The 12,531-nt window shown below is 56.0% G+C and carries 10 protein-coding genes; 9 read left to right on the forward strand and 1 reads right to left on the reverse strand.

What is annotated here, in order from left to right; genetic code table 11:
* Positions 1-2 precede the first annotated feature (2 nt).
* From ACFPPD_RS18510 to ACFPPD_RS18530, 5 genes are all read left to right on the forward strand, one after another.
* The gene (locus tag ACFPPD_RS18510; protein WP_378082824.1) at positions 3-2,039 is read left to right on the forward strand and encodes a glycoside hydrolase family 127 protein; all 2,037 of its coding nucleotides are present in this window, start codon (positions 3-5) and stop codon (positions 2,037-2,039) included.
* Between the two features lie 60 nt (positions 2,040-2,099).
* Positions 2,100-3,521 (forward strand): ABC transporter substrate-binding protein, encoded by a 1,422-nt coding sequence (locus ACFPPD_RS18515; protein ID WP_209749184.1) that lies wholly within the window; start codon positions 2,100-2,102, stop codon positions 3,519-3,521.
* Between the two features lie 78 nt (positions 3,522-3,599).
* On the forward strand, positions 3,600-4,523 hold the full coding sequence (locus tag ACFPPD_RS18520) for a carbohydrate ABC transporter permease (protein WP_209749185.1): 924 nt from the start codon (positions 3,600-3,602) through the stop codon (positions 4,521-4,523).
* The gene (locus ACFPPD_RS18525) at positions 4,520-5,389 is read left to right on the forward strand and encodes a carbohydrate ABC transporter permease (RefSeq protein ID WP_209749186.1); all 870 of its coding nucleotides are present in this window, start codon (positions 4,520-4,522) and stop codon (positions 5,387-5,389) included. The genes ACFPPD_RS18520 and ACFPPD_RS18525 overlap by 4 nt, the downstream gene beginning before the upstream one ends.
* Positions 5,390-5,455: 66 nt before the next feature.
* Entirely contained in the window at positions 5,456-5,791 is a 336-nt protein-coding gene (locus ACFPPD_RS18530) for a carbohydrate ABC transporter permease (protein WP_378082869.1), read from the forward strand.
* Here ACFPPD_RS18530 and ACFPPD_RS18535 read toward each other — a convergent pair.
* On the reverse strand, positions 5,758-6,636 hold the full coding sequence (locus ACFPPD_RS18535; RefSeq protein ID WP_209749188.1) for a helix-turn-helix domain-containing protein: 879 nt from the start codon (positions 6,634-6,636) through the stop codon (positions 5,758-5,760). The genes ACFPPD_RS18530 and ACFPPD_RS18535 overlap by 34 nt on opposite strands.
* A gap of 149 nt (positions 6,637-6,785) precedes the next feature.
* Here ACFPPD_RS18535 and ACFPPD_RS18540 point away from each other — a divergent pair, with 149 nt between their 5' ends.
* From ACFPPD_RS18540 to trxB, 4 genes are all read left to right on the forward strand, one after another.
* Positions 6,786-9,434, forward strand: a complete 2,649-nt coding sequence (locus ACFPPD_RS18540; RefSeq protein ID WP_209749189.1) for a family 78 glycoside hydrolase catalytic domain — start codon at positions 6,786-6,788, stop codon at positions 9,432-9,434.
* 96 nt (positions 9,435-9,530) lie between these two features.
* On the forward strand, positions 9,531-10,523 hold the full coding sequence (locus ACFPPD_RS18545; protein ID WP_209749190.1) for a phosphotransferase family protein: 993 nt from the start codon (positions 9,531-9,533) through the stop codon (positions 10,521-10,523).
* Positions 10,520-11,449 carry a ribokinase gene (gene rbsK / locus ACFPPD_RS18550; RefSeq protein ID WP_378082830.1) on the forward strand — a complete coding sequence of 310 codons (930 nt, stop codon included), beginning with the start codon at positions 10,520-10,522 and terminating at the stop codon, positions 11,447-11,449. The genes ACFPPD_RS18545 and rbsK overlap by 4 nt, the downstream gene beginning before the upstream one ends.
* A gap of 142 nt (positions 11,450-11,591) precedes the next feature.
* The gene (trxB, locus tag ACFPPD_RS18555; RefSeq protein ID WP_209749192.1) at positions 11,592-12,530 is read left to right on the forward strand and encodes a thioredoxin-disulfide reductase; all 939 of its coding nucleotides are present in this window, start codon (positions 11,592-11,594) and stop codon (positions 12,528-12,530) included.
* The last annotated feature ends 1 nt before the right edge of the window (position 12,531 follow it).

Here is a 12,531-nt window from a genome sequence, read left to right on the forward strand (position 1 = left end):
GGGTGGAACAGGAAATGCAGGTCAAACAGTTCGGGTCGTCGTTATTGCGGTTGAATCGGGTGCGGATTGAAGATCCGTTTTGGTCCGAATATATTAGGTTGGTCCGGGAAGTGGTCGTTCCCTATCAATGGGAAGCGTTGAACGACCGGGTACCGGATGCGGAGCCGAGTCATGCGGTTCGCAATTTCAAAATAGCGGCGGGGATGGAGAAAGGCGAGTTCTACGGGATGGTGTTCCAGGACAGCGACGTGGCGAAATGGCTCGAAGCCGTCGGCTATTTGCTGGATCAGCGGCCCGATCCGGAGCTGGAACGAATCGCCGATTCGATCATCGACATCATCGATGAAGCCCAGCAGGCCGACGGCTATCTGAACACTTATTTTACGCTTAAGGAGCCGGAAGGACGCTGGACGAATCTTGCCGAATGCCACGAGCTTTATTGCGCGGGGCACATGATCGAAGCGGCGGTAGCGTACGCGAAAGCGACGGGCAAGGAGAAAATTCTTCAGGTCGCCTGCAAACTGGCCGATTGCATCGGGGAGGCGTTCGGCCCCGGCGACGATCAGATTCATGGATACGACGGCCATCAAGAAATCGAGCTCGCTCTCGTCAAGCTGTATCGGGCAACGGGCAACGGGAAGTATTTGGAGCTGTCGAAGTATTTCCTCGATGAACGCGGGAAGGCGCCTCATTTCTACGACGAGGAATTCAAGCGAAGGGGCGGGAGTACGCATTTCCCGAGTTTGCGAATCGCGAAGGATAGAGCCTATAGCCAAGCTCACCTTCCCGTCAGGCTCCAGAAGACGGCGGAAGGCCACGCGGTGAGGGTAGTCTATATGTGCTCGGGCATGGCTGACGTCGCGGCGGAAACCGGGGACGCGGAGCTGCTTCAAGCTTGTCGGGATTTGTGGTCGAACATCGTACGGCGGCGCATGTACGTGACGGGGGCGATCGGATCGATGGCCCAGGGCGAATCGTTCACGCTCGACTACGACTTGCCGAGCGATTCCGCCTACGCGGAGACGTGCGCGTCGATCGGGCTGATCTTCTTCGCGCACCGAATGCTGAAGATCGAGCCGCGTAGCGAATACGCCGACGTGCTGGAGCGGGCGCTCTATAACACCGTCATCGGAGGCATGTCCCGGGACGGCAGACATTTCTTCTACGTTAATCCGCTGGAGGTTTGGCCGGAAGGCAGCGCGAAAAACAAAGTCTTCGAGCACGTGAAGGTCGAGCGCCAACAGTGGTTTGGCTGCGCCTGTTGCCCGCCCAATATCGCCAGGCTGCTCGCTTCTCTTGGGTCCTATGTCTACGACGTGAAAGGCGGCACGATCTTCGCCCACTTGTACATCGGGGGAGAAGCCGTCTTGAATGTCGAAGGGGAAGCGGTAACGATTTCTCAGCATTCGGAGTTGCCTTGGGAAGGCCGCGTCCGGTTCGAGATCGGCCTGGAGAGGCCGACAACATTCGCGCTCGCTCTTCGGGTGCCGGATTGGAGCGGCGAGCCGCACATCTTCGTCAACGGGTCCCCCGTTCCGCCGGAGCAATTCGCTTCGGTCGACGGTTACGTCTATATCGATCGCGTATGGCTGGACGGTGACATCGTCCACCTCACCCTTCCGATGGAGGTACGCCGCATGAGAGGCCATCCGCTCATCCGCGAGACGATCGGCAAGGTCGCGATCCAGAGAGGACCGATCGTCTATTGCGCGGAGGAGGCCGACAACGGGCCGAACCTGCACCAGCTCGTTCTCGATCCGATAGCCTCGGATGGAAACGGCGATCCGGACGACGCGGGCGCGAAGTTTCAGCCCGATTTGCTCGGAGGGGTGCTGACGATCGCGTTGCCCGCTTATCGCATCGATGACGGCGGGTGGGAGCAAAGCCTGTACCGACCGGGAGGAAACGTTCGGCTTGAGCCGTCGACGATTCGTTTTATCCCCTACTTCGCATGGGCGAACCGGGGAGCCGGGGAGATGAAGGTATGGGTGTCCGAGAGAGTTAACAATTTTCCTCCGCTAGAGCGGCAGGAAATTTAGAATAAGGAAGAAATACATTAAGTTGGAGGGGATTATGTGAAAGCAAGGGAGAACGGGTCAATGAAAGCAGGAAAGAGACTTGGGGTAGGTCTGCTCGCAGCTGCAATGGTATTCGGTGTCGTAGGCTGCGGGAACAACAACAACGAGACAAACAGCGCAGCTCCATCGGGAAGTGCTTCAAACTCGCCGGAGAAGTCGCCGGAGAAATCGCCAGAGAAATCGACGGAGAAGGTCAAGATTACTTATTCGATGTGGGGAAGCGCGGAAGAAGGAAGCAAAACCCAGGAAGTGGCGGACAAGTTTAATGCTTCCCAAGACAAAATCGAAGTCGAAGTGCAAGCGATTCCTTACGAAAACTACATGACCAAGTTGAATACGCTGGCAACGGCGAGCCAATTGCCGGATACGGGGATGATGCGGGAGGATGGCGTCATCCAGTGGTCTAGCGAAGGAATGCTGAATGATCTAAGCGCCATGTACGAAGGAAGCGATAGCAAGCCGCTGGATAGCCTGGCTTACAAATATCAAGGCAAAACCGTAGCTTATGCTTCCGCCAATGAAATCCTCCTCCTTTACTACAACAAAGACATGTTCGACAAAGCAGGCGTGCCTTATCCTCCATCCGTACTTGATAAAGCATGGACATGGGACGAATTCGTAGCAACGGCCAAGAAGTTGACGAATGACAAGAAAGGCAAACATCCTGGCGAGGATGGCTTTGATTCGCAGAGCATCGTTCAGTATGGCGCATCCGTCGAAAATCTGACGTGGCAGTTGGAAGCCTGGACGCTTAGCAATGGCGGCGGTTTCTATTCCAATGACGGTACAGAGGTTAGAATCGGGGAAGACGCCAGTACAGAAGCGATTCAGAAAGTCGCGGATCTGTACTTGAAAGATCATGTTGCCCCGTTGTCCGTCGGACAAACCGATGATGGCATTCAGCGCACCATCATTGCAGGAACGGTTGCCATGGCCACGAACGGTGCATGGAACGTGGGAACCAGCCTGAATGCGTGGAAGGATGCAGGTAATCATTATGGCGTTGCCGTATTGCCTTACATGAAGGATAAGGTTACCCTCAACACGGGCGGTGCCAATGTCGTATTCTCCCAGACCAAGCATCCGCAAGAAGCGATGGAATGGCTCAAATGGTACAACCAAGAAGAAAACAACTGGGGACTCATCTCGTCGGGCATTTGGATGCCGACGCTGGATAAGTGGTATAAGGATGAAACGTTCACCCATAAATGGGTCGACAATCCGAACTTCCCTCCGTATGAAGAATACAAGTCTGCGGTAGTCGATTATGCGCGATCCTCCGCCGCGAGACCCGCTTCCTGGTTCTTTACGAATCATACGACGGACTTTAACACCTTGCTCGGATCGACTCTGGGTGATGTTTGGACCGGAAAAACGACCGCCAAGGACGCCATTACCAAAAATCTCGAAGCTTTGAAAGCAGCCAATAAAGGCGAAAAATAAAGGATAGGAAATGGAAGGATGACCGCCAAGATCACTCAAGTGGCGGTCATCCTTCAAACATGAGGTGGGGAGCGAGATATGGAAACATTTAATAAACCGCCGCAACGCCGTTCCCGTATTTATTCGAGCGAGGCACGTGTTGCATATATATGCTTGATTCCTGCCTTCCTCGGATTGATCTTCCTGACTTATCTGCCTCTTCTGGGCGTGCTGGGAATCAGTATGACGAATTGGACAGGGTTAACAAAACCCGAATTCGTCGGCCTCCATAATTATATCAAGCTATTTACCACCGACCCGTATATTAAAGAATCGATTATAGCGACGATCTACTTCGCCGTTTTATCCGTAGCCGGAAGCATGATTTATTCGCTTTTCATCGCGATTCTGTTGAACCGTAAAATTCCGGCAAGAGGTTTCTTCAGAGCTGTATTTTATGTGCCGTTTGTTTTGCCGGCAGCCGCCATTTACGTAGGATGGTCCTGGCTTTACGAGGCGAATTTTGGTTTCTTTAACTATCTTCTCTCCGAAATCGGATTAAATAAAGTTCTCTTTATTGCGGATTCCAGATATGTAGTCCCTTCTCTCTCGTTGATATCGGTCTGGCTGGCGGGGAACTTGATCGTTATATTTTTGGCCGGACTTCAGAACGTTCCAATCGTTTATCATGAAGCGGCTGAAATGGATGGCGCGAATGGATGGAAACGTTTCTGGCATATCACCTTGCCCAGCATTTCGCCGATCATCTTTTACAACTTGTTGATGAGTCTAATTGCCAATCTCCAGGTCGTTACGCCGGCCCTTTCACTGACCAACGGCGGCCCGGGCAATTCTTCCCGATTCATGACTTATCTGATGTACGATCAGGCTTTCGTCAATTACAGGTTGGGCTATGCCTGTGCGACGACCTTTATTATTTTCGTCATCCTTGCGGGCTTTACTGCTATATTGTTCAAGACGTCAAATCGATGGATCTTTTCTGAAGGGGGCGACGACAAATGAGCGAAGTAGCATTCGGCAGACTAAAGAGCAAGAAACGCAGTAATCAAACGATGAACATCATAACGCTTGTAGTCGTCGTTTTCTTTGCCTGCCTCGTACTCTTTCCTATTTGGTGGATATTCCGTACGTCTCTGATGACGAATGCCGAGATTTACAAATTTCCGCCATCTCTAATGCCGGCAGATTGGCTGTTTTCCAACTATGAAAAAACACTGAAGGTATTCAAGTTTTGGAAATATTTATGGAATACGATGGCGATTATCGTTCCTTCCTGTTTGGCGGGAACGTTTACGGCCACCTTATGCGGATATGCTTTTGCAAGGTTACGGTTTCGGGGCAAACGGTTGCTCTGGGCCCTTTGCATCGGTTCTATGCTTTTGCCTGCCATGGTTACGCTCATTCCGCTGTACATCGGGTGGACACGGGGGCTCGGGATTCATGACAGCTATCTGCCATTGATTCTCCCTTATTTCTGCGGCGGCGGCGCTTTTAATATCTTTTTGATCCGACAGTTCATCATCTCCATACCGAGAGAACTCGACCAAGCGGCAACGATAGACGGCGCCGGATACTTCCGCATCTTGTTCAGCATAATTATCCCGGCGATCAAGCCTGCCATGATCGTCGTCGCGTTGTTTATCTTTATCGGCTTATGGAACGATTTGCTCCAACAGATGATTTACATTAATTCGAGCGAAAAATACACTATTGCGTTGGGGCTTACCAATTTTAGAGGTCAATTAAAGTCAGACTGGTCGCTGACGATGGCGGCCACGTGCCTGTCCTTTGCTCCGGGCGTCATTTTCTATCTGATCGGTCAAAAGTATTTCGTAGAGGGAATCACGATGACCGGAATAAAAAGTTAGTCCGGCAGACTGTCCAGGAAACGATTCCTTATCCGTGTAAGCCATTCCTGCGCCCCGAACTCCGTCATTCCGTCGCTGCTCATCATCGCGGTGCGGGGAGCGGGCAGCGTGATCGTCATTTTCATGGCCGGCATGCAGGACGTGCCGCAGTACCTTCTCGAGGCGGTGGAAATCGATGGCGGGGGATGGTGGAGGAGGCTGAGGTCGGTAACGATCCCGCTCATGTCGCCCGTTATTTTCTATAATATCGTTCTGGCGTTCATTAACTCGCTGACGGCGTCGCGCAGACGTACGTGCTCGGCCGCAACGGAGGCGGACCCGATCAGAACCCGTTCACGTTCGTCGGCGTATGGAGTCGGTGCCGGCGGTCATGTTCGATCCGCGCCTGCCGCCTTGCGGTAGGCGCTTGGCGTTTGTCCGGCATGATTCTTGAACGCGGACAAGAAGGAGGCGATGTCCTTGTAGCCGACTTCCTCGGCGATCGCGGCGATCTTCAGCGGCGTATGGCGAAGCAATTCGCAGCTTCTGCGGATTCTCATCGACTGCAAATAGAGATGGAACGGCTGGTCGGCATGACGGAGGAATAAACGCTGCAGGTGGCGTTCGCTCCACAGGCTGACCCGGGCGAGGCGGGAAAGCGTTAACGGTTCGGCCATATGGCTTTCCATATAAGCGAGCAATTGATCGAAGCGATCGAACTTGCGGGAGGCCGGAGAGGGAGCATCCGATCTGGCGCGTAAGGCGACGACGAGCAGCTGGAGCAGCAAGGCGCACAGGAAATCGTTCGTTCCTTGGCGGGGAAGCGAATATTCCCGGTGAAGCTGTAGGAACAGCTTACCGATCGCGTCGTCCGCATCCCGCAGCGTGTAAGAGGAGAGCCGGCCATCCTGCATGAGGCGCAGGTCGGCGAGCAGAGCCGGGTCGGAGGCGATACCCGCCAGCTTCTCCAGCAGACGGGGCGAGAACAGGCAGTTATAGACGATAAGCGCTTGCTTGTCCGGGTTCGTCGACGCCGGCCGGAACACGTGGGACGTGCCGATCGGAATGAAGATCAGCTGGCCTTTGGCGGCTTCGCGTACTTCTCCGTCGATATGGTGAAAACCGCCGCCTTCGGCGACGTAAGCGAATTCGATGAAATCGTGATCGTGCAGCGGAATATGGAACGTTTCCGTTGCCCTGTTCACGTAGAGAGGGAAACCGTCGTCGAAAAAGTGCTCGGACTTGAACGTCTGGACCGATCGGATCATGCGAATCACTCTCCCGGTATTGATTTGTCGGTCCGGATGAAATGTCCGTTATACCTAGTAATGATGTCCGAAATACCGCAATACTTAACTTGATGATCATTATATCATAGACGTAAATCCCGAATATCCGAAAGGAGCTATTTAGGTCTATGATCGAGATTAAGGACTTGCTATGCGAATACAAGGATCGGCCGATCGGCATCGATGTCGCAATCCCCAGAATCAGTTGGAAAATCATATCCGACCGGAGGGCGACGGTGCAAACCGCGTTCGAAATCGAGGTCGCGGAAACCGAAACGTTCGAGAGGCTGGCGTGGTCGTCCGGGAAAGTGGCGTCTACCCAGTCCGTTCACGTCGAACTGGAGGGCTTAAGGGTCGTTTCCCGCAAGCGCTACCATTATCGGGTGCGGGCATGGGAAGGCGAAGGCTCATCTTCCGCGTGGGCGTCATCCTACTGGGAGACGGGCGTTCTGGACAAAGCGGAGTGGCGGGCGAAGTGGATCGCGGAGCCGCTCGCGGCCGGAGAAGCCGAACCGGACAGAAGTCCTCTCCTTCGCAAAGCTTTCGAGGCGAAGGGCGGCGTGAAGCAAGCCCGCATTTATGCGACGGCGCAAGGGCTGTATGAACTGGAGCTGAACGGCCGCAGGGTCGGGAACGACTATTTCACGCCAGGGTGGACGAGTTACGGCAGCCGGCTTCAAGTGCAGACCTACGACGCGACGGATTTGTTGACCGCGGGAGACAACGCGATCGGCGCCGTGCTCGGCAACGGGTGGTTCAAAGGGAATCTGGCTTGGGACGGGCAGAAAAATATTTACGGGGACAGAAAAGCGCTGTTCCTCGAGCTGCACATTTCCTACCTCGACGGCACGGAACAGGTCGTGCTGTCCGACGGAAGCTGGCGCGCCGCGGGCAGTCCGATTCTTCTGTCGGAAATCTATCACGGCGAAACGTACGACGCGCGGCTGGAGCTTGAAAGATGGAGCCGTCCCGGCTTCGACGACGGAGAGTGGAAGGCGGTCGATCTAATCGATCGTTCGAACGACGCGCTAATCGCCCAAGAGAACGAGACGGTGAGAAAGCAGGAGGAAATCAAGCCGATCGGCATGTTCTCGACGCCCAAAGGCGAGACCGTTCTGGACATGGGGCAGAACATGGTCGGATGGTTGAAGTTTACGGTGTCGGGAGCTGCCGGAAGCGAGGTGGAAATCCATCACGCCGAAGTATTGGACGCGGACGGGAACTTCTACGTCGACAACCTGCGCGCCGCGAAGCAGACGATCCGTTACGTCTTGAAGGGCGGAGCGTCCGAGACGTTCGAGCCGCGCTTTACGTTTCAAGGCTTCCGCTACGTCCGGCTGATCGGATTCGGGGACGCGATTTCGGCGGACGATTTTACGGGCATCGTGCTGCATTCCGACATGCCGCGGACGGGAAGCTTCGCCTGCTCGGATCCGCTCGTCAATCAGCTTCAGCACAACATCGAGTGGGGGCTGAAGGGCAATTTCCTCGACGTGCCGACCGATTGCCCGCAGCGCGACGAGCGCCTTGGCTGGACGGGGGACGCGCAGATGTTTATCCGCACGGCAACGTACCTGCGCAACGTAGCTCCGTTCTTCACGAAGTGGAGCCGGGATTTGAAAGCCGATCAGCGGGAAGACGGGGGCGTTCCGTTCGTCGTTCCGCACGTGCTGAACGCGGGCTCGTTCTCGTCGGCGGCATGGGGGGATGCGGCGGTCATCTGTCCGTGGACGATCTACTTGAGCTACGGGGACAAGCGGATTCTGGAAGAGCAATACGATAGCATGCAAGCTTGGATCGGTTATATGCGAAGCCAAGGAGAAAATGAATATTTGTGGAATACGGGCTTCCACTTCGGCGATTGGCTCGGGCTCGATTCGAAGCCGGATTCGTATATCGGCGCGACGGACAGGGACTTTATCGCGACGGCGTTCTATGCTTACTCGGTCTCCCTCGTGCGGAAAACGGCGGAAGTGCTCGGGAAGGCGGAGGACGCGGCGGCTTACGGAGAACTGTACGAAAGGATCGTAGACGCGTTAACCGAGGAATTCGTTACGCCGTCCGGCAGATTGTCCGTTCCGACCCAAACCGGTCAAGTGCTCGGGCTCATGTTCGGGCTGCTCGAAGGCAAAGCGAAGACGCGCGCGACGGGCAAGCTGCTGGAGCTGCTCGAGGAAAGCAAGTTCCACCTGACGACCGGCTTCGTCGGCACGCCTTACTTGAACCACGTGCTAAGCGACAACGGACTTACCGATGCGGCTTACAAGTTGTTGTTCCAGCAAGATTATCCTTCGTGGTTATACCAAGTGACCAAGGGAGCGACGACGATCTGGGAGCATTGGGACGGCATCAAGGAAGACGGGAGCTTCTGGAGCCGGGACATGAACTCGTTTAACCACTACGCGTACGGGGCGATCGGCGATTGGCTGTACCGCGTCGTCGCGGGCATCGATACGGCCGAAAGCGGGGCGGGCTACAAGCGGATTACCGTCCGTCCTCGGCCGGGAGAAGGATTGACATGGGCGGAAGGGCGGCTCGAGACGATGTACGGGGAAGTTCGCTCCAATTGGGAAAAGGAAGCGGACGGAGGCGTGCGGCTCGAAGTGACGATTCCGGCGAATACGTCGGCGGAAATCCGGTTGCCGGGGGCGAAGCTGGACGCTGTGACGGAGAGCGGCGACGCGTTGGCCGAAGCCGCGGGCGTCCGGTCGGCGAGTCAAACGGGCGGAGATGCCGTCTTGGAAGTCGGCTCGGGCAGCTATACGTTCCGCTGGTAGTCGTCGCCATATCGCATAGAAAAAGAACAATTTCCGGATGCTGTCAACCGGGAATTGTTCTTTTATAATAGAGTCGAATGGGAAAACCGAGCAGAAATGCAAAAAGGAAAAGGGGACGTCATCGTGGAAGGCGCGTACAAATCCAAGCTTACCGAAGATCAGCTGAATAGAGCCGTCAAGCCGATCTTTAACCGGGAGATCAGGAACATCGAAGAACTGGCCGACGGCTGGGCGAACAGCGCTTACGCGATCGAGCTCGACGACGGCCGGCGGGTCGTCCTGAAGGCGCGTCCGTCTTCGGAAGTACGGCTTATGAGGTGCGAAGTCGATACGATGAGGACGGAAGTCCATTCGATGCGGCAGTTGGCCGAGGCGGACCCGACTTATCCGATTCCGAGCCTCTACGCTTACGACGATACGTTGCGGGTGTTGCCCGTCGAATACTTCGTCATGTCCTACATGGAGGGAACGCCCTACAACAAGGTCAAAGGCGAATTGCCGGAAGCGGATCGTAACGCGATCGAGGTTCAACTCGGGGAGCTGAACCGTCGAATTAACGAGGTCAAGGGGCCGCGATTCGGTTATTACGCGCGCCCCGATCACGCGACGTGGCGGGAGGCGTTCGCGGAGATGATCTACGGCGTGCTCGAGGACGGCAAGGAGATGAGCGTCGAGCTACCGGTTCCTTACGAAGAGCTGGAGAGGGAAATCGGCCGCCGGCTGCACGTTCTGGACGAGGTGACGGAGCCGAGGCTGGCGCATTGGGACCTATGGGACGGCAACGTGTTCGTGAAGGACGGCCGAATTACCGGTATCGTAGACTTCGAACGGGCGATGTGGGGCGACCCTCTTATCGAGCATTACTTCGGCAAGTTCAATCCGTCTCCGGGTTTCAGGAGGGGCTACGGCAGAGCTCCGGCGACGCCGGCCGAGCTGGCCAGACGAGAGCTGTACGATCTATTTCTCGATCTGATCCTCGTTATCGAATGCTCTTTTCGAAAATACGAGGACGAGGGGCACATTCGTTGGACGAACGAGAATTTGGCGGAAAGCTTGAAACGGTTTATGAGAAAAGAGACGTTATCGTGACGCAACCCCGGCAACAAGTCGCGATTTCGGTCGTAGGCAGCATCAATATGGATATCGTCAACGAAGTTCGGGAGCATCCGCGACCTGGCGAGACGATTCACGGCTTGTCTACGTCGTATTACCCAGGGGGCAAAGGCGCGAACCAAGCGGTGGCCGCGGCCCGCGCGGGCGCCGGCACGGCGATGGTCGGGGCCGTCGGAGATGATGTCTTTTCGGGTGAATTGATCGCTTCCCTCGACCGCAGCGGCGTCGACACGGCGTCGGTTGCTCGCAAGGCCGGCACGTCCGGGCTTGCGTTTATCACGGTGGACGGAAGCGGAGAGAACAGCATTATTTTATCGGAGGGCGCGAACGGACAACTGACGCCGGACGACGCGAGAGAATTCTCAAGCCGGGCGCGGATCGCGCTGCTGCAGAATGAGATTCCGTGGGAGGTCAACGCTTACGTCCTTCGGGAAGCGCAAAAAGGAGCGGTCAAAGTGATCTATAATCCGGCTCCCGCGCGTCCGATTCCGACTGAGGCCTATCCTTGCATCCATACGCTGATCCTGAATGAAACCGAAGCCGAGGAGATCGCGGAAACGAAGGTCGGCGATGATCCGAACGGCGCGGAAGCGGCGGCGGACGTGCTGCTCGGGCGAGGCATCCAAGCGGTCATCGTGACGCTCGGATCGGGCGGCTGCTATTATAAGGACGCGTCGGGCATCGCCGAGCGAAGGGAAGCTTACCGGGTGAAGGCAGTCGACACGACGGCGGCGGGAGATACGTTCATCGGGGCTTACGCCTGCGCTCTGACAGAAGGCCTGTCCGTACGGGAACGGTTATCGTTCGCTTCCGCCGCAGCGGCGCTGGCGGTTACCGCCCATGGCGCGCAAGTATCGATTCCGGACAGGGTCGCGATCGAAGCATTTATGAATGCGCGATAAATCGACGCGACTTAAGCCGCCCCAATAATACTCCTTCATCAAACCTTCATACAATTTTCATCATACCTTCATGCAGCTTCGGCTCGCATAAGGTATGATTTTTCTATACTCGGACATCTCATATGAAGGAAGTGTTTCCCACATGCGCAAAACGATCATCATCGGCACCGGACCGGCGGGACTGACCGCCGCGATTTATTTGGCTCGCGCCAACTTGAACCCCCTCGTCATCGAAGGTCCAGAACCGGGCGGACAATTGACGACGACGACCGAAGTGGAAAATTTCCCGGGCTTCCCGGAAGGCATCATGGGCCCGGAGCTCATGGCGAACATGCGCAAGCAAGCCGAACGGTTCGGCGCGGAATTCCGCACCGGCTGGGTCAATAAAGTCGACACGTCCAAGCGTCCGTTCAAGCTCGAAGTGGAAGGCCAAGGGGAGCTCGAGGCGGAGACGCTCATCATCTCCACGGGCGCTTCGGCCAAGTACCTCGGCATTCCGGGAGAACGCGACAACGTCGGCCGCGGCGTCAGCACGTGCGCGACTTGCGACGGCTTCTTCTTCCGCAACAAGAAAATCATCGTCGTCGGCGGCGGGGATTCGGCGATGGAGGAAGCGCATTTCTTAACGAAGTTCGCGTCCGAGGTCGTTCTCGTGAACCGTCGCAGCGAGCTGCGCGCTTCCAAGATCATGCAGGACCGCGCTCGCAACAATCCGAAAATCAGCTGGAACCTGAACCGCACTCCGCTTGAAGTCGTCAGCGGACCGCTCGGCGTCACCGGACTAAAAGTGCGTAACAACGAGACGGGAATCGAAGAAGTCATCGAGACGAACGGCCTGTTCGTGGCGATCGGCCATACTCCGAACACGAAATTCCTGGAAGATCAGCTCGATACCGACGAAACCGGCTACTTGCTCGTCAATCCCGGCACGACGGAGACGAACGTTCCCGGCATCTTCGCCTGCGGCGACGTGCAGGATAACAAATATCGCCAGGCGATCAGCGCCGCTGGAACCGGCTGCATGGCGGCGCTAGACTGCGAACGTTTCCTCGAGGAAGCGGAATCCGCCGTCCACGCGTAAG

The organism is Cohnella suwonensis (assembly GCF_042655365.1).
Taxonomy (GTDB): domain Bacteria; phylum Bacillota; class Bacilli; order Paenibacillales; family Paenibacillaceae; genus Cohnella; species Cohnella suwonensis.

Coding starts and splice junctions, on each gene's coding strand:
- ACFPPD_RS18515 (WP_209749184.1), top strand. CDS start 2,100: ATGAAAGCAGGAAAGAGACTTGGGGTAGGTCTGCTCGCAGCTGCAATG.
- ACFPPD_RS18520 (WP_209749185.1), top strand. CDS start 3,600: ATGGAAACATTTAATAAACCGCCGCAACGCCGTTCCCGTATTTATTCG.
- ACFPPD_RS18525 (WP_209749186.1), top strand. CDS start 4,520: ATGAGCGAAGTAGCATTCGGCAGACTAAAGAGCAAGAAACGCAGTAAT.
- ACFPPD_RS18535 (WP_209749188.1), bottom strand. CDS start 6,636: ATGATCCGATCGGTCCAGACGTTCAAGTCCGAGCACTTTTTCGACGAC.
- ACFPPD_RS18540 (WP_209749189.1), top strand. CDS start 6,786: ATGATCGAGATTAAGGACTTGCTATGCGAATACAAGGATCGGCCGATC.
- ACFPPD_RS18545 (WP_209749190.1), top strand. CDS start 9,531: ATGCAAAAAGGAAAAGGGGACGTCATCGTGGAAGGCGCGTACAAATCC.
- trxB (WP_209749192.1), top strand. CDS start 11,592: ATGCGCAAAACGATCATCATCGGCACCGGACCGGCGGGACTGACCGCC.